This window comes from Thermodesulfobacteriota bacterium (genome assembly GCA_040755095.1).
In the GTDB taxonomy this organism is placed as follows: Bacteria; Desulfobacterota; Desulfobulbia; order Desulfobulbales; family JBFMBH01; genus JBFMBH01.
The window spans coordinates 1-17,818 of the sequence record JBFMBH010000092.1; the positions used below are offsets into that span (position 1 = coordinate 1).

Annotated in this window: 12 protein-coding genes; 4 read left to right on the forward strand and 8 right to left on the reverse strand. The window is 68.9% G+C overall.

Features of this window, described 5'->3' with window-relative positions:
- Positions 1-143: 143 nt before the first annotated feature.
- Both AB1634_13375 and AB1634_13380 read right to left on the reverse strand, forming a co-directional pair.
- Positions 144-1,295: a sulfotransferase gene (locus AB1634_13375; protein ID MEW6220506.1), complete on the reverse strand. Its 1,152-nt coding sequence runs from the start codon at positions 1,293-1,295 to the stop codon at positions 144-146.
- Between the two features lie 66 nt (positions 1,296-1,361).
- Positions 1,362-2,414 carry a methyltransferase gene (locus tag AB1634_13380; GenBank protein MEW6220507.1) on the reverse strand — a complete coding sequence of 351 codons (1,053 nt, stop codon included), beginning with the start codon at positions 2,412-2,414 and terminating at the stop codon, positions 1,362-1,364.
- A gap of 304 nt (positions 2,415-2,718) precedes the next feature.
- On the opposite strand from AB1634_13380, the gene AB1634_13385 reads away from it, so the two are divergent.
- The 4 genes from AB1634_13385 (at position 2,719) to AB1634_13400 (ending at position 9,958) form a co-directional block, all read left to right on the forward strand.
- Positions 2,719-4,431 (forward strand): thiamine pyrophosphate-binding protein, encoded by a 1,713-nt coding sequence (locus AB1634_13385; GenBank protein ID MEW6220508.1) that lies wholly within the window; start codon positions 2,719-2,721, stop codon positions 4,429-4,431.
- Between the two features lie 343 nt (positions 4,432-4,774).
- Positions 4,775-5,431: a DUF4126 domain-containing protein gene (locus AB1634_13390; protein ID MEW6220509.1), complete on the forward strand. Its 657-nt coding sequence runs from the start codon at positions 4,775-4,777 to the stop codon at positions 5,429-5,431.
- Between the two features lie 11 nt (positions 5,432-5,442).
- Complete coding sequence (locus AB1634_13395) at positions 5,443-6,306, forward strand: glycosyltransferase family 9 protein (protein MEW6220510.1); 864 nt, start codon at positions 5,443-5,445, stop codon at positions 6,304-6,306.
- A 136-nt stretch (positions 6,307-6,442) separates the two neighbouring features.
- The gene (locus AB1634_13400; protein ID MEW6220511.1) at positions 6,443-9,958 is read left to right on the forward strand and encodes a DUF748 domain-containing protein; all 3,516 of its coding nucleotides are present in this window, start codon (positions 6,443-6,445) and stop codon (positions 9,956-9,958) included.
- A gap of 24 nt (positions 9,959-9,982) precedes the next feature.
- Here the strand turns inward: AB1634_13400 and AB1634_13405 are convergent, their stop codons facing one another.
- The 6 genes from AB1634_13405 to AB1634_13430 form a co-directional block, all read right to left on the reverse strand.
- The gene (locus AB1634_13405; GenBank protein ID MEW6220512.1) at positions 9,983-11,893 is read right to left on the reverse strand and encodes an adenylate/guanylate cyclase domain-containing protein; all 1,911 of its coding nucleotides are present in this window, start codon (positions 11,891-11,893) and stop codon (positions 9,983-9,985) included.
- On the reverse strand, positions 11,890-13,131 hold the full coding sequence (locus AB1634_13410; GenBank protein MEW6220513.1) for a TIGR03862 family flavoprotein: 1,242 nt from the start codon (positions 13,129-13,131) through the stop codon (positions 11,890-11,892). The genes AB1634_13405 and AB1634_13410 overlap by 4 nt, the downstream gene beginning before the upstream one ends.
- Positions 13,132-13,139: 8 nt before the next feature.
- Positions 13,140-14,240 carry a glycosyltransferase family 4 protein gene (locus AB1634_13415; protein ID MEW6220514.1) on the reverse strand — a complete coding sequence of 367 codons (1,101 nt, stop codon included), beginning with the start codon at positions 14,238-14,240 and terminating at the stop codon, positions 13,140-13,142.
- 28 nt (positions 14,241-14,268) lie between these two features.
- Positions 14,269-16,452 carry an ATP-dependent helicase gene (locus AB1634_13420; GenBank protein ID MEW6220515.1) on the reverse strand — a complete coding sequence of 728 codons (2,184 nt, stop codon included), beginning with the start codon at positions 16,450-16,452 and terminating at the stop codon, positions 14,269-14,271.
- Positions 16,453-16,538: 86 nt separating this feature from the next.
- Entirely contained in the window at positions 16,539-17,294 is a 756-nt protein-coding gene (locus AB1634_13425) for a rhodanese-like domain-containing protein (GenBank protein ID MEW6220516.1), read from the reverse strand.
- 75 nt (positions 17,295-17,369) lie between these two features.
- A partial coding sequence (locus AB1634_13430; GenBank protein ID MEW6220517.1) for a C-GCAxxG-C-C family (seleno)protein occupies positions 17,370-17,818 on the reverse strand: 449 nt, incomplete at its 5' end.

Here is a 17,818-nt window from a genome sequence, read left to right on the forward strand (position 1 = left end):
ACGCACCACGCTGGATTATGGCGCTACGTCGCTACAGCTTGTTGCCCAGCGCTGCCACCGTTTGATATCGAGTCCTCCAAAAAGCTCAAGCAACACCGCCGGCCTTGATCCAGTGCCAAGGCCGGGACAACGAATCTTTGCTCTCAGTGTCCGTGTCTTTCACGGTAAGCTTGTCTCCCGCCGTTCCTGTCGCTGTCAGGCTGGTACCAGCCGAATTCCCTGAGCACAAATGCAAAGTCCTCACGGATCCGTGCTTCGGTGAGGCCAAAGGCCTCGAGAGGCATGACTTCGTGCCGTCGCTGGTAACGGCCCTGATTGACGGCCCTATCGGCCAATTGGGCCTGAAGAGCCGGGGTCAGCTCCAGTCCAGCAAACGCGGCGATCTTTGTCACAATGCTCGTCAGATCTGATATCAGGTCGTCGTAACGGATGATCAAGACCCTGCCAGGGGGAATGGCTCCAGTCAGCCAGAGATCATGAAAGTAGCGATGGAGATCGATACTGGCCTGATAGCGGCGGAGGTAATACCGACTCCAGACTTCGGGTGGCAGGCGGTCAGCACCCCAACGAAAGGCCATGCTCTTGTGGAGCAGGGAGAGGAAGGACGGTACCACCTGTAACGGGTTGCGAACCAGGTACACGAAGCGGGCATCCGGATAATACTCCAGGATGGTCTGCAGCCGGTGGGTGGAGAAATGGGTCTGGGCAACGATCCGGGTCATGCCGGTGTAGACGAGATGGCGCCGGAAGCAGCCGTCCAGGAAGCGCATGGAGCGGAGGCGGTGCTCCCGGGGCTGCTGGTCATGGAAGCGCAGCTCTGGGTAGTCCCGGTCGTCGAAGCCCAGGAGGCCGGCAGCCACGAACTGGGTGTCGTCATTTTGGAGGAAAAGCATCTCTTCCTCCTCGGGCTGGTCCAGCATCATCCGATGGCCCGTCCACTCGGGCATCACTTCGGCCTTGCCCCGGCGGATGGCCAGATCGATCAGCGGCTTCACGAGCTTGCGGGCCGTGATGGCCGGAAAGAAGATGTGCCACGCCTGGAAAGGGGCGACACCCTCCGCCTGGGTGAGCAGGTGGTGGAGGAAGGTGGTGCCGCTGCGGGGATGGCCGATGATGAAGAGCGGCCGTTCAACCCGGCAAGAGGCGATCCGCGGGAAGAGCACCGGATCGAGCTCCAGGGTCGTCCAGTTGAAGAGCTTCATCAGAGGCTCGGCCAGGAGTTGGCCGAAGAACACCTTGCCGGGGCCAAACAGACGCCAGGAGACGGCGATCGTGCGAAGGTGCTGGCGGAGCATGGGGCGCTGGCCGTGGAAAAAAGGGAGCTTCTGGTCCAAAACTGGGACTGACTCGGAGGGCACCGATTAGTTGCCTGGCTTCACTGCCGACGCCAGCTGCCAGTCCCCGAAGCCGGTGGCCGCGGTCCTGAAATCCGCAAAACCGGCTTCGGTGAGGATCTGCCGCAGCTCCTGTCCCGACCATTGCTGCCCCTCGGTCCAGAGCAGCATCTGGATGTTGTAAGCGGCCGCGGCGAAGGGCCCGGTTTTGTCGTCGTTCAGCAGCATCTCGTGGATGAGGATCTTTCCCCCGGGGGGCAGGGCTTCAAAGCTCTTGCGGGCGAGAAAGGCGCATTTGTCATGGGGCCAGTCATGGAAGATGTCTGAGAAGAAGTGCACGTCTGCCCGAGGAAGCGGGTCGGTCCACATGTTCCCGGCTACAGTCCGGATGCGGTCGGCCAGGCCCGCTTCGCCGATCAGCTCGCCTGCCAGCTCGCAGATCAGGGGGCGATCGAAGACCGTGGCGCGAAGATGCGGGGCTTGCCGGCAGGCGCCGATGGCATGGGCTCCCGAGCCACCACCCACGTCCAGCAAATGGGTATGTGCCCCGAGGTCAACAACCTGTGGCCAGGCGGCAGCCGCCGCCAGGCTCTTGCTGTGCATGGCCCGAGTGAAGGTGCGGGCGCGCTGCTTCTGGGTCTCGTGGGACTCGAAGAGCTTCTCGCCGCCGTACACCTGCGCCTGGTTGCTCAGCAGCGCCTTCTTGACACCCGCAAAGGACAGCACCTCGCTGGCGGCAATGGCCTGATCGAGGGCACCACCGAAATAGACCGGGCTGTCCGGCAGCAGGTATTTCCGGGCACTGTCCGCCAGGAGATAGGAGCCGTCCTGGTCGCGGACGACGTAGCCGAGGCCTGCGCACATCGACAAGAGCGCCTGGCCGGCCCGCTCCTGAATCCCCAGCCTGGTACAGATCTCCGGGAGCGTCCGGGAGCCCTGGTCCATGGATTCAAAGAGCCGCAGATCATGGGCGGCAAAGAGGGCCTGGGCTGCGGTCAGCTGGAACAGGATCTGTGACGGATGGCCTGCTTCCCACCCCAGATCATGAGGGTGGCGCACAACGCCTTGGGGGTAGTCCACGTGCTGTTCACTCCTGAGGATGTCGGTGCAGGACGACCCTTCCGAACCGGCGCCAGGATCGTTCCGAACGGTGAGATTTCCAGCCTGCGAAACGCCGGCTACGCCGAAAGCCGGAGGGGGACAAGGAACAATAGTGGATAACTGATTGGTCGTGCATCTGTCAATCATTATTTGAGAATTTCGACCTGACCACTCGGGTTGAGGGGTACCAATCCCACTGCCTTTCTTGCTATGATATGTGATGCCACACTCCCGGCACGAGCCGGGAGTCAGAATCGTTCGCAGCGAGGGAGGGAGAGGAGACATGAAGACCGCGGAGCTTGTGGTTGCCATGCTGGAAGACATTGGGGTCGAGTATGTCTTCGGGGTGCCGGGCGGCGCCATCGAGGACCTCAACTGCGCCCTCTACAAGCGGAGGAATATCAAGCCCATCGTCACCAAGCACGAGGAGGGGGCGGCCTTCATGGCCGACGGCTATGCCCGGCTTTCCGGCCGGCTGGGGGTCTGTTGTGCCACGGCGGGGCCCGGTGCCTCCAATCTCATCACCGGCATAGCCAGCGCCTATGCGGACAGCATCCCGGTCCTGACCCTCACCGGTCAGGTGGCCACCTCGGTGTTCGGCAAGGGGGCGATCCAGGAAACCGGCTCGGAGGGCGTGACCACCTCCAGCATCTACCGCCACTTCACGCGCTACAGCGGCCTGATGATGAACGAGAAACGCGCCGAGTACATGGTGCAAAAGGCGATCCGCACCGCCTTGTCCGAGCGCAACCGGCCGGTGCATCTCAGCCTGCCGGCGGACATCATGAAGCGGCGGGTGCGCAAGGACAGCCGCTGCACGATCCCGGAGCCTGGCCGGTTCTTCGACCGCGACGGCGTGCGCAAGGCAGCGGCGCGGCTCTTGGCCGCCAAGCGACCGGTGATCATCGCCGGCTGGGGGGTGGTCCGCTCCCGGGGCGCCGAGGAGCTGAGAAAGCTCGCCGAGCGGCTCGACATCCCGGTGGCCACCTCCCCCAAGGCGAAAGGGGTGTTTCCGGAAAGCCATCCCCTGTCCCTGGGGGTCCTGGGCTTTGCCGGCTCGCCGGTGGCCAAGGAGTATATCGTCGAAAGCGAGGTGGATGTCATGCTGGCGGTGGGCACCTCCTTCAACGAGATGATGACCTCCGGCTGGGACCGCCGCCTGGAGCCCAGCCAATGCCTGATCCAGATCGACATCGATTTCGAGGAGATCGGCAAGAACTTCGATGTCTGCATCCGGCTCCTGGGGGACGCCCGGACGGTGCTCCTGGAGCTGGACTACGAGGCGCAGCGCCAGGCGGAGGCGGCCGGCACCAAACCTGCGGCCGGCTCCAGCCGGGGGCCGGAGGTGGCGGTGCTCCGGCTCAAGCATCGCGATGCCAACCGGAGCCCGGAGCCCCGCAACGGCCGCTACCACCCCCAGGACCTGGTGGAGGATATCCAGAAGAGCTTTCCCGCCGACACCATCTTCTTCGCCGATTGCGGCAACTCCATGGCCTGGGCGATCCGCCATCTCGTCATGGAGCGGCCCTACTCCTTCTATGTCTCCCTGGGCTTCGCCTCCATGGGCTACGCGGTGGCCGCGCCGGTGGGCGCCAAGCTGGCGTTTCCCGACCGGCCCATCGTCGCCCTGGTCGGCGACGGCTCCTTCCTCATGAACGGCTTCGAGGTGGCCACCGCCGTCAACTACCGGGTCCCGGTCATCTGGGTGGTGCTCAACAACGCCATGCTGGGCATGGTCTACCACGGCCGGCGCCTGTTCAAGAAGCCGATCCCCGAGGGCATCCCGTCCCAGTTCCAGCAGGTGGATTTCGCCCGGGTGGCCGAGGGCCTGGGCGCCCGGGGCATCCGGGTGGATTGGGCCGGTGGCATCACCCCGGATCTGGTGGCCAACATCCTGGAGTCCGGCCAGCCGACGGTGCTGGACGTGCACATCGACCCCGAGGCGGTGCCACCCATCCACAGCCGCATCCAGACCGTGGATCGCCACTTCCGTTGACCGCCGCTTCCCCGGCGCCGTCGCTCCCGGCGGCGCCGGCCTCCCTTGTCTGACCGCCCGCTGCCCGGCGCCTCTCCCCCAAGAAACATCGGCCACCGGAGCGGACTTCCGGGCCGTTCGTTCATTTTGGCGCGCCCCGCGTCTGGTAACCCACAGGTCCCATAGCTCCTCCCATGGACCCATAGGACATATAGGACCTGTAGGACCTGTGGGAGACACCATGGAGGACTGCCGGCGTTTCACCCAATCGGGTGCGCCCCGCGTATGGCAACTCTCAGGGGCTTCCCAAGACACCCCGGGAAATGGCAGACTGCGGGAAACGGCATGACAAGGAGGGGCGCCCATGGAGCAGCTCCACTCGGTCACCCAGCTCATCGCCCTGACCCTGGGCTCTGCCTGGGCCAGCGGCATCAACCTCTACGCCACCATCCTGGTCCTGGGCGTCCTGGGCTCCCGGGGTGACTTGGTCCTGCCCGCCGGGCTCGCCATCCTCACCCACCCGCCGGTGATTGTCGCCGCCGGCTTCATGTACCTGGTGGAGTTCTTTGTCGACAAGACCCCGGGGGTGGACACGGGCTGGGACACCATTCACACCTTTGTCCGCATCCCCATGGGCGCCGCCCTGGCAGCCGGCGCCGTCTGGCACCTGGACCCGGCGGTGGGCCTGGCGGCCGCCATCGTGGGCGGCGGCCTCGCCACCACCAGCCACGCCACCAAGGCTGGCAGCCGGGTGCTCATCAACACCTCGCCGGAGCCCTTCACCAACTGGGCTGCCTCCCTGGTCGAGGACCTGGCCGTGGTGGCCGGGCTGTGGACCGCTCTCCACCATCCCGGCCTCTTTCTCGCGCTTCTGGTGCTGTGTCTCCTTTGCATGGCCTGGCTTCTGCCCAGGCTCTGGCGGGGGGTGCAGAAGGTGCTCGGCACCATCGCCGCCTTCTTCGGCCGCCGGGCCCCGCCCCCGGCGTCGCCGCCCCCGGCCCCCATGGGGGACGGCATCTAGACCGCTGGCAGATGACACCGGCAACGGCGGCGCAAGGGCCCGACGGGCGGGCACCGGCAGTGGTCCTGCGCTCCGGCGGCCTGGGGGATTTCATCCTCACCCTGCCGCTCCTGGCCGCCCTGGGCCGCCGGCACCGCCAGCTGACCCTGGTCACCCGGCGCTCGTACTGGGATCTGGTGGCCGGTACCGGCCTCGCCCACCGCTTTGTCGATATCGACTCGGCCCTGGTGGCGAGCCTTCTGGCCGGGCCGACCCCGGAGCTGACCCGGCTTCTCCAGGGGGCCGACCTCTACTCCTTCCTGCCGGACGGCGATGGCGGCCTGGCCCGGGGGGCAGCGGCCTGCGGCGCCCGCGGCTTCTGGTCCCTGCCTTCCCGCCCCCGGACGCCGCCGCATGTGGTGCAGCAGATGCTGGCCGCCTGCGGACTGGCCGCCACCGGGGACGAGCCGACGGCCGCCCTTCTGGACCGGGGGCCCGGGGCAGGCCCGGGCCGCCTGTGGCTGCACCCGGGCAGCGGCTCGCCGGCCAAGAACGCTCCCCCGGCGCAGTTCGCGACCCGGGCCCGGGCGTGGCTGGCCGCTGGCGGCCCGGGACTGATCGTCTCCTTCGGCGAGGCGGATCTGGATCTTGTGCCGGTCTTCCGGGATCTCTTGGCCGGCCTGCCGGCCGAGATGGTGGTCATGCCAGCCTTGAGCGAGCTGCGGCAGCGGCTGGCGGCCGAGGCGGTGGCCTATCTCGGCAACGACTCCGGGGTCAGCCATCTGGCAGCGGCCTGCGGCATCCCCACCGAGGTTTTCTTTACGACCACCGATCCGGCGATCTGGGCGCCGGTCGGCCCCCAGGTGCGGATCACCAGGCTGGCCACGGCCGGCTGAGCCATCGATCCCACAGCTCCCATAACTCTCATGGGATTTCTGGGAGTTATGAGAATCATGGGAATCATGGGATGCAGGGGGCCAAGACCACGCGGTCTGCGGCTCCAGCACTTCTTGGGCAAAGGAGGTCGCTGCCATGACCGAGGAGGCGCCTGCTCGCCGAAGGATTCCACCTTGGCTGCGGCCGCTTATCTGGCTGGCCGCCTGCTTCCTGGGATACTCCCTGGCCGGCTTTTACGGGGTTCCCTGGCTGGTGCGCCATCTGGTCCAAAGCCGCCTGCCCCGGGTGGTGCACCGGCCGGTGCAGGTGGGGGCGGTGAGCTTCCACCCCTTCCTGCTGCAGCTGACGGTGCGCGACCTGGCAGTGGGGTCCGAGGCCGGCTGGCGGCGGCTGTTTGTCGATGTGGACTGGCGCTCCTTGTGGGAAGGGGCGGTGGCGCTGGCCGCGGTCCATCTGGACGAGCCCTACGCCCGCCTGGGCCGGGATCAGGCAGGCCAGCTCACTATTGCCGATCTGCTGGCCGGCCCACCGGCCGCGGCCGAAACGCCCGCGGCCCCCACCAGACCTGGGCTACCCCTCATGATCGACGATCTGCGGCTGACCGGCGGCGGCCTCGATTTCCTGGACGGGGTAACCGGAACCCGGCACCGGGTTGACCTCCTGGCCCTGGCCGTCCCCTCCCTCTCCCTGCGGCCTGAGGATTCGGATCGGCCCCTGCGTGCGGTGCTGGCCTGCCTGGTGAACGGCGCCCCGGTGAAGCTGCGCGGCCACCTGCGGCCTCTGGCCGCGGACCGCCGGGGTCGGGTGGAGGCCCGCTTCGGCCCCGTTGACCCTGCCTTCTATCTGGCCTACGCACCACCGCTGCCCGGTCTCTCCCTCCGGCCCGGCAGGCTTTCCGGGCAGCTGGTCGCAGACCTTTACCGGGATGCGGCGGGGGATCAGCTGATCCTTGCCGGCGACCTGGCTTTGGGCCGGAGCTCGGTTGCGGATACCGCGGGCCGAACCTTTTTCCACCTGGAGGGGCTAACGGTGCGGCTGACCGGCAGCAACCTGCTGGCCGGCTCGCTCCGTCTTGACCGGTTGGCCCTGATGGAGCCGCGGCTGACCGTTGTGCGCTCCCAGGATGGCGATCTCAGTCCCCTGAGCCTGGTGCCGGCTGCTTCCGGGAAGGCGGACCGCCAGCCAGCCGGACCGGGCCTGGATCTGGCCATTGCCGAGCTGGCCGTGACCGGAGGCGCCCTGTCCTTTGCCGACGAGACGGTGCAGCCGCCCTTTGCCACCCAGCTCCAGGACCTGACCATACGCCTGCAGGGGTTGGCCTTGCCTGGGGACCAGCCGGCCGAACTGACCCTGGCGGGTCGCACCGGCGCCGGCGAGACCCTGTCCGTGGCGGGCCATCTGCAGCCGGCATCCCGGGCCATGCGCGGCCGGCTGGCGCTGGCTGGCCTGCCGCTGGCCCATTACCTGCCTTACGGCCGGCCGTATCTGGCCAGTGGCGTCGAGGTGGCGGGAACGGCGGCCTGCGACGCCGGTTTCGAGGTGACAGCCGCCGGCACCGCCAACCTGCGGCTTCAGGATCTGTCGTTGTCCATCAGCGATCTGGCCGTCCGGCAAGGGAAGATCGAGGCCTTGTCCCTGGGCCGGATCGCGCTCACCGGACTGGCCCTGGACACGGGCGCCTCCACCCTGGCCGCCCGGGAGCTGCGGCTGGCCAAGGGCCGGGTGGCTTTGACCCGGCAGGCGGACGGGCAGATGAGCCTCCAGGGCCTGCTGGCCCGAACGTCCAGACCCGGGAAGAGCACGGCCAAAGGCGCCGCCTCGTCCTCCCCCGGCCTGGCCTTGCGTCTGGACCGGCTGGCTGTCGAAGGGGTGGGGCTGGATTTCACCGATGCCTCCACCCCGGTGCCGGTGCGTCTGGCGCTGAGCGATCTCGGGCTGCAGGCCGGTCCTTTGCTGCTGCCGCCCAAGGAGACGGTGCGGGTGGAGCTGGGGGCCAAGGTAGGCAAGGGCGGCAAGCTGTCGGTGCACGGCAGCCTGGATGCCCAGGCGCAGAAGGCCCGGTTGGCCGTCGACCTCCGGGGCCTGGGCCTGGCCGCCTTCCAGGGCTACATCGACCCGTGGCTGAAGATCCTGGTCAAGGAAGGCCAGGCCATGGTGGAGGGCGAGCTGGAGCTGGCGGCAGGCCGCGGTAGCCCGGCGGCCAGCTTCCGGGGCCGCCTGGCGGTGGACCGCCTGCGGGCCCTGGATCCCCTCCTGGGGGAGGACCTCCTGGCCTGGGAGCGGCTGGCGGCCGGTCCGGTGCGCTTCACCACCACCCCGCCCCGTCTGGCGATCACCGAGGTGGACTGGCGGGGCCTCACCCTCCACCCGCGGGTGCAGCCGGATGGCCAGTTGAACCTCCTGGGCCTGGTCCGGGAAGGGCCTGCCAGCCGGCCAGGAGCCCAGCCGGAGCCGACTGGGCAGCCGTTGGGCTTCGCTCTGGAGCGGCTGCGGCTGGCCAAAGGGGGGCTGACCTTCCTGGATCAGAGCGTGCAGCCTCACTACGCGGCCCGACTGGACGAGCTGGCCGGCGAGGTCACCGGGTTGGCCACCACGCCGGAGGCGTCGGTTGCCTTTGCTCTGCAGGGGATGGTGGATCGCCACGCCCCCCTGGCGGTGCACGGTGCCGTGCAGCCGTTCGGCGAGCGGGTGGCCGGGGAGGTGACCATCACCTGCAAGGGGCTGGATCTGACGCCCACCACCCCCTATACCGAGAAGTTCGTGGGCTACCGGACCGACCGGGGCAAGCTCTCCCTGGATCTGTCCTACACCATCAAGGACGGGGTCCTGACCGGCAACAACCATGCCTTCCTGGACCAGTTCCTCCTGGGCGAGCAAGTGGCGAGCCCGGACGCGGTGCAGCTGCCCCTGCAGCTGGCCGTCGCCCTGCTGAAGAACCGCAAAGGGGAGATTACCCTCAACATCCCGGTGCAGGGCCGTACCGATGATCCGGAGTTCAACCTCGGCCAAGTGATCGCCACCGCTCTTTTCAACCTGATCGCCAAGGCGGTGACCGCGCCCTTCGCTCTCCTGGCCGCCCTGATCCCGGAAGGCAAGGAGGTGAGCTTCGTGGGCTTTCAGCCTGGCCTGGCCCAGGTTCGGCCGGAAGGTCTGGAAAAGGCGGTGCTCCTGGCCCAGGCCATCCGCGACCGGCCCGGGCTCAAGGTGGAGCTGGCCGGCCTGGCCGACCCGGTGGTGGATGCCCAGGCCCTGGCTGAGGCACGCTTCCAGCGTATGCTGCGGGTGCAGAAGCTGCGACAGACCGGCGGGCAGGGGGAGCCGGAGTCGGTCACCATCGGGGCCGAGGAATACGGCCGCTACCTGGCCGCGGCCTATCGGGAGGCGGGCCTGCCCCGGCCGCGCAATCTCCTCGGCATCCCCCGGGACCCGCCACCAGCGGAGATGGAGGCGGCCCTCCGGCAGCGGCTGGCAGTGCCGGCCACCGAGCTGGCCAAGCTGGCCGGCGAGCGGGCAACGGTGCTGCAGGATCTCCTGATCGAGCAGGGGCCGGTGGAGCCGGCGCGGATCTTTCTGTCTGCGCCGGCGGTGGCCGAGGCGGTAAGCGGTCCGGAAGGGGTGGGTGGCAGCCGGGTGGATGTGACCCTGCGCTGAGGCCGCCTCCCCTCCTGCGGCGTCTCACCCCGCCGCTTCCTGGTGCAGCCGGTACACCGGCACCGTCTCGCCTTTGCCTCGCAGCTGGATCTGCCCCACCGACTCGGCCTGGAAGCGATCGGCCACCAGGGTCCAGGTGGCGCCGGTGACCAGGACGCGGCACGGCGTCCGGAGGGGATCCGGCCGGAAGCTGGCCTTGTCGTAGCTCTCCAGACGGGCGGCGGTGTTCACCGTGTCCCCCAGCACCGTGTATTCCAGGCGGCGGGCGGCGCCCACCGAGCCGGCCACCAGGGGGCCGGTGGCAATGCCGATCCGCATCCCCACCAGCGGCTGGCCGGTCTCGTGCCACCGGCGGTTGAGCTGGGCCAGCCTTCGGCCCATGGCCAGGGCGCAGGCCACCGCCCGCCCGGCGTCGGCGGCCGCTCCGCTGTCACCCTCCCGGGCAAGCGGCACACCGAAGACCGCCATGATGGCATCGCCGATGTACTTGTTGACGATGCCGCCGTGGGCGCTGACCTCCTCGGCCATGGCGGTGAGATACTCGTTGAGCCACGCCAGGAGGGCCGCCGGCGAAAGGCCCTCGGCCAGGGTGGTGAAGCCGACCAGATCGGTGAAGAGCACGGTGGCTGTCAGCTTGCGGGGCCTGGGCCGTCCCCCCTCCAGGAACTGGTGGCGCTCCTGCCAAAGGGTGGCCGCCACCTCATCCGAGACATGGCGGGAGAAGATCTCCATGAGCTGCTGCCGCTGGCGCCGCTCCCGGCTCACTCCATAGGCGACCGCGCCGGTGGCCGAGCCGAGAAAGGCCACCAGGGGCGCGGCCATGGGCAGCCAGGAGCCCAGGGCAAGGGCAGCGCCGCCGGTGCCGGCCAGGATGGCGCTGCCGCCGCCGGCCAGGAGCAGGAAGCGCCACGGCGAGGGACCCTGCAGCCCGGCCCATCCCCCCAGAAGGGCGGCCGCCAGGAGAACGAGGATCTCGGTCATCTCCCCAGCCCAGGCCAGGGGCGGGCGGCCGCCGCGGGCCGCCGCGATGAGCTGGGCCACCAGGGCGGCGTGGATGGCCACCCCCGGCGTCGGCGCGGCGTCGGCCTGCCAGCGGTTCCGGGGGGTGTAGAACAGATCCTTGATGCTGGCTGCCGACACCCCCACCAGCACCACCCGCTCCCGGATGAGCCGTGGATCGAGATCACCGGCCAGGACTTGGCGCAGCGACAGCACCGGCAGATCGGCCGCCAGGGCGGCGGCGTCCACCAGGATCTGGTAGCCCCGGGCGTCCAGCCGCTGGTAGCCGCCAGCGGTCCGGTCCAGGGGCCGAAACGAGGCCGCGCCCAGCTGCAGCAGCTCCGGCTCCTCCGGATCGGGGGCCGGGACCACCCCCAGAGGCAACAGATAGCGGCGGGCCAGCTGCAGGGCGAAGGCCCAGCTCGCCGTCTCGCCATCGTCCAGAAACAGGGCAGCCCGCCGGACGATGCCGCCCGGATCCAGCAAGAGGTCCGAGAAGCCCACCCGATCCGGATCGGCCAGGGCGGCCGGCGGCGCTACCGCTGTCTCGCCAGGGCCGCCGAACTTGGCGATCCAGACCAGGGAGGGAGCGGTGGCGAGGAGCCGGTCCAGCTCCTCGCTGCCCGGGGCCACCGGCCGGTCCCGGTAGAGATCGAAGCCGACGGCCCGGGGCTCATGGACCAGCAGCAGGGTGCTCAACCGGGCCAGCACGCCGTCCGAAGGCGGCCAGAAGCCCAGGGCCTCGACATCCTTCTCGTCGATGAGCACCAGGGTCACCGGTGGCGGCCCGGCGGCTGGCTGCAGGGCTGCCAGGCCGTCGTAGAGGGCCAGCTCCAGGCCTTGCAGGAGACCGGCCGAGCGGCTGCCCAGCACCAGAAGGAAAATCAAGAGGCCCACCAGGAGAGGGGGGGCGGCCGAAGGCAGGCGGCTGATCATGGTGCCGGCGCTCGATGGGCCGACAGCCAGCGGCGCATGCCGTGGCCGGCGCAGAAGCCGGTGGCAAAGGCGGCCTGCAGCAGATAGCCGCCGGTGGGGGCTTCGAAATCCAGCATCTCGCCGGCGGCGAAGATGCCGGGCAGGCACCGGATCATGAGATGCTCATCCAGCTCGGCCAGGTCGAGCCCACCGGCCGTGGAGATGGCCTCTGCCAGGGGACGGGGGGTGGTGAGGGTGACGGGCAGGGCTTTGACGAGGGTGGCCAGCTGCCGGCGGTCGGCCAGGACCGCGGGTGGCGCCACTTCCTTCAGGAGCGGCAGAACCGGCCCCCCCAGGCGCAGGCCCTTGCGCAGGATCGCGGCGAGGCTGGCCCGGGCCGGCTGCCGGCCGAGGCGCTCCGCCACCTGGGCGAGGGTGTGGTCCGGCTTGAGATCCACCAGGAGCTCTGCCTGGCCGCAGCCAGCGATGGCCTCCCGCAACGGCCGGGAGAGGGGATAGATGGCGCCCCCTTCCAGGCCGTAGCCGGTGATCACCAGGTCGCCCCTGGCCGTCTGGCCGTCTGGTGCTGTGAGCCGGACGTTCTTGAGGGGCTGGCCGGCGCAGCGCTCCCGGAAATGGCTGGACCAGGGGGCTTCGAAGCCGCAGTTGGAGGGCAAAAAGGGGTGGACCGTGCAGCCGCGGCTGGCGAGGATGGCTGCCCAGGCGCCATCCGAGCCGGTGGCCGGCCAGCTGGCGCCGCCCAGGGCCAGAAGCACCGCGCCGGCCTCCAGGGTCAGCTCCTCGCCGGCACTGGTCCGGAACAAGAGGGCGCGGTCATCCGTGAGTCCCAGCCAGCGATGGCCGGCGCGCACCGTCACCCCGAGGCCGGCCAGCCGCTGCAGCCAGCCGGCCAGAATCTCGGCGGCGGTGGTCTGCAGAGGGAAGATGCGGCCACTGGTGCCGACAAAGGTGGCCACCCCCCGCGCCGCCAGCCATTGGCGAAGCTCAGCCGGGCCAAAGCGCGTGAAGAGCGGCTGCAGCCAGGCGGCGCGGCTGCCGTAGGCCTGGACAAAGCGGGTCAAGGGCTCTTGCCGGCTGAGGTTGAGGCCGCCCCGGCCGGCCAGGAGAAACTTGGTGCCCGGGCGGGGCATGGCATCGTAAATCTCAACCTGAGCACCAGCCGCAGCCAGGACCTCGGCGGCCATGAGGCCGGCCGGCCCCCCGCCCACCACCACAGCCTGGGCCGACCGCCGCGCCATGGCTGTTCTCAGTCCGGCTGGCCGCCGGCCAAAAGCCCGTGCGCCCGGGCCCGGCGGATCACCAGCCAGGCGTAGAGGGAATGCAGGAGCAGGAAGGGGATGAAGATCAGCACCCGCTGGTCGCCGGTGATATGCAGCATGAGGATGGCACCGCCACCCTGCAGGACCACCATGCCGTAGTGGAGGAGGCTCACCTGCCGGTGGCTCCAGCCGGACCGGGCCAGCAGCTGGTAGAGGTGGCTGCGGTGGCCCTCGGTGACCTTCTCGCCGGCCCGCCAGCGCCGGATCAGGGTGAAGGCGGTGTCGAACAGGAAGCCCATGACCAGAAGCGGCATGACGAAGAACGAGGTGTGAGAATGGTCGTAGCGGGCGGCGATGATGGCCAGGGTGGCGAAAACGAAGCCCAGGAAGGCACTGCCCACATCGCCCATAAAGATGCGGGCCGGCGAGAAGTTGAAGGCCAGAAAGCCCAGGGCGCCCGCCGCCACGGCGTAGCAGGTGATGTAGACGAAGGTGCTGCCCTGGCTCAGGGTGATGAGGGCGAACAAGAGGCTGACCAGCACCGCCACCCCGGCTGCCAGGCCATCAAGGCCGTCCATGAAGTTGAAGGCATTGGTGAGCCCGAGGATCCACAGGAGGGAGACCGGCCAGGCGAGCCAGCCCAGAGCGATGGTGCCTTGCCAGGGGAAACCGATCTCGTCGATGACGATGCCTGCGGCCAGCACCGCCAGGGAGGCGGCGGTCTGCACCGCCAGCCTGACCAGCAAGGGACGGGGGCGAACGTCATCGGCGAAGGAGATCAGCGCCACGATCATGGAAGCGGCCAGGAAGCCCTGGAAGTAGGGGCGACCGATGGGGGTGCGGTCGCCCCACAGGAAGATGGCGGCCAGACCCACCAGGAAGGTGAGGACGATGGCGACGCCACCGGAGCGGGGGGTGGGCTGGCTGTGGGAGGAGCGCTGGTTGGGGATGTCCAGGATCCGCACCCGGCTGGCCATGAGCCAGGTGATGGCCGCCGACAGGGCGGTGAGTCCCAGTCCGAACAGGATGTGGGTCAGGAAGGCCCGGGCGGTGATGCCCGCCAGGGCAGCGAGACACGGACTGTCCATGGTCGGCCGCTTCGGCGATCCCTGCCACTCAGCCCGGGGAGACCAGGGTCAGGGGCGCGTAATCCAGGTGCAGGGTCTTCTTGCCATAGCGGCTGAAGAAGACCTCCACGGTGCGGGGACCGGATGTGGCCACCACCTGGCCTTGGCCGAACAGGGCGTGCTGGACGGTCATCCCCGGTGCCAGGGGGGGCAGGCCGGCGGCCCGCTTTGCCTGGCCCGGCCGCGCGGACAGGGAGGAGACGGCAGCGGCAGCGCGGCCAGAGCCGGAGCCTGGACCGGCAGTAGCCAGCAGGTGGCCGGGCAGCCGGCGCAGGAAGGGCGACAGGGCGGCCGGCCGCAGCTGGCGATCCGCGGTCATCATGGTGCGCGGATAGCAGAGCACCAGCTGCTCCCGGGCCCGGGTCACGGCCACGTAGAAAAGCCGGCGCTCTTCCTCCAGGTCCTCCTCGGCGAGGGCCTGGCCAGACGGGAAGCCTCCCTCCACCAGGTTGATGACAAACACGGTGTCCCACTCCAGGCCCTTGGCGGAATGCACGGTGGACAGGACCAGGCGGTCGCCGGCGCCGGTGCTGCGGCCGCCGGCCTCGATCGGATCCAGGGCCAGATCGTCCAGGAAGGCCTGCAGGCTGGTATAGCCGGCGATGAGGATGCCCAGCTGGTCCAGGTCCCGGCGGCGCTTGGGAAAATCGTCGTGAAAGATCCGCTCGAACAGCGGCCGGTAGTAGTCGAAGAGTCGTTGGAACTGGTCGGAGGGTGAGCGGCCGGGGGCCGCAAGGTCGGCCACCAGCTCGGCCAGCCGGGTCAGACCGGGGCGCACCGCCGGGCTGGCCTCGTAGCTGGTCAGGGCGGCAAGGGGGCTCTCGGCGGCCCGCATCCGGCCGACGATGGCCTGGGCGGTGCGGGGCCCCACCTTGTCCAGGAGAAGCAGTGCCCGGTTCCAGGACAGGAAGTCCCGCTCGTTGGTGACCAGGCGCAGGTGCACGACCAGATCCTTGATATGGGCGCCCTCGGTCAGCTTGAGGCCGCCCCGCTTTTCGAACGGGATGCCGGCCCCCCCCAGCTCCAGCTCCAGGTTGAAGGAGTGGTAGCCGGAGCGGAAGAGGACGGCGATCTCCCGCAAGCTCACCCCCGCCTCCAGGCGCTGGCGGATCCGGCTGACCACGAAGCGCGACTGGTCGCCCTCGTCCCAGGCGGCGTAAAGGCAAGGGGGCGTGCCATCGGCCTTCTTCGTATAGAGGGCCTTGGTGTATTTCTCCCGGGCCTCGGCAATGACCGCATTGGCAAAGGCCAGGATCGGCTGGCTGGAGCGGTAGTTCTCCTCCAGCTTGATGATCCGGGTGCCGGCAAAGATCTGGGGAAACTCGAGAATGTTCCGGAAATCGGCCCCCCGGAACGAATAGATGGACTGGGAATCGTCGCCCACCACCATGACGTTGTCGTGGCCGTGGGCCATCAGCCGGACGATGGCCGCCTGCGTGCGGTTGGTGTCCTGGTACTCGTCCACCATGATGTGGGAGAAGCGCGTACCGATCTCGGCCCGTACCCAGGGCTCGGTCTCCAGGATGGTCTTCCAGTGGACCAGGAGGTCGTCGAAATCCATGAGACCATGCTCCTGCTTGAAGCTCCGGTAGTGGCGCTGCAGCTCCAGCAGGGCATCCAGGTGCTCCAGGAGGTGGGGGGCATCCGCCTCCACCAGGGCCGGCAGGGCCTCGTTGCGGTTGACGGCCCGGCTGAAGAGGTCCAGGACCGCCCGCTTGCTCGGAAACTGCCGGCCGCTGCCCCCCAGGTTGAGGGAGCTCTTGAGGACATTGACGAGATCCTCGGCATCGGCACGGTCGAGAATGGTGAAGTTGGGGCCGAAGCCGAGACAGAAGCCATAGCGCCGCAGGAGCAGGCTGGCCACGGCATGGAAGGTGCCGCCGGTGATCCGGTGGCAGGAGGCGTCCAGGAGGGTGGCGGCCCGCTCGATCATCTCCTGGGCGGCCCGGCGGGTGAAGGTCAGGAGCAGGATCGCCTCGGGAGCAACCCCGCTGGCGATGAGGCGAGCCACCCGATAGACCAGGGTGCGGGTCTTGCCGGAGCCCGCCCCGGCAATGACCAGGAGCGGTCCCGCCAGGCACTCCACGGCCTGGGCCTGGGCGTCGTTGAGGTCGCGGTTGAGGGTGAGGGCTTGGGGGCTGCCAGCCGGCTCGGTGAAAAGGGATGGCTGCATGGCGGCCCACTGTACCACAGGGCCGAAGGAGGGGCAACGCAGGGGCGGCCGGCCGCCTGGCTGGACGGGCGGTGTCTGGTGCGGTGCTAGTGGCAGCTGCCCGCCGCCAGCGGCAATCCTGCCGCGGTCCACTCGGCAAGGGAGAGCTGGAAGACGGCGGGGAAGGACAGCAGCGCGAGCTTCCGCGCCCCGCTGCGGATGGCCGCCTCCTCGCCGTACAGGACGATCTTTTTGTCCCGGGGCAGGGTGTCTGACCGATGGGCCAGCACCTCCACCGGGATGCTCGTGGCCTCGGGAAGGTGGCCGTCGTTGAAGGATGCCAGGTCCCGCAGGTCGACAATCACCCAGTCGCCGCTGGCCAGACTGCCGCTCAGCTGGACAGGATCGACCCGGAGGACAGGCGCCGGGGCGCTGCGATCGGCCTCCGGACCGATCACCATGGGCAGGCCCCGCTCCTCCCAGACCACCAGCCCTTCGGAGTACAGGCGGATATTGGCAAAGCCCAGGGCGGCAGCCGCCCTGGCCAGGGCGAGAGCCGTCTCAGAGTGCCGGCCATTGCTGTAGATCACCAGGAGTGTGGACCGTTCCGGCGGCAGCAGGCGCCCCAGATCGGAGCGTTGGTCGGGATGGATATTGACCGCTGTCCGGATGTGCCGAGCCTCGAACTCGGCTGCCGTCCGCGCATCGAGGAGCAGGATCTCCTGCCCGCTGTCCAGCAGCGATTTGAGCTGGTCGGTGTGGATGACCGGCAGCTCCTGCCCGGCGCTGTTGCCGGCCCAGAGCAACAGCAGCACCAGGGCGATCCGGCAGGCCACTACGGTGGTGTCATGGCGCCAGCGCATCCCGACCCGCCTCCTCAGGCCGCAAAAGGAAACGGGGGCTTGCGCCCCCGTTGTTCCATTCTCTGACGGCAATGATCACTTCACGGGGGTGGGCACAGAGCTGCCGTGGCATTCCTTGCAGTTGTGCTGGCCGGTGATGCCGTACATCGCTGACGGCAGCTTCAGGCTCGACGTGAAGGTGCCATCCTTCCACGCGTTCAGGAGAGACACCGTCTTCATGGCGACGTCGGCGGTGAGCCTGGCGCAGCGCTCCTTGCGCTCTGGGCTGCCCAGGGATTTGTTGGCAGCCGCCGTCCACTTGCCCACCGAGATGTGGCACAGGGGGGAGTTGCTCACCGTCTTGATTGCGACCTCGGCCTTGGGCTGCTCCGGCATGAAGTTGGGCAGCTCGGCGTCGGAATACCACTGGAGCAGCTCATTGATGATCTGCTTGCCGACGTCGTAGGGAGCGACGAAGCCTACCGCCACCGTGGCGCCGAGCAGGGAGCCGCACAACGTTCCCCAGCCCACCGTGCCGCCCTCGC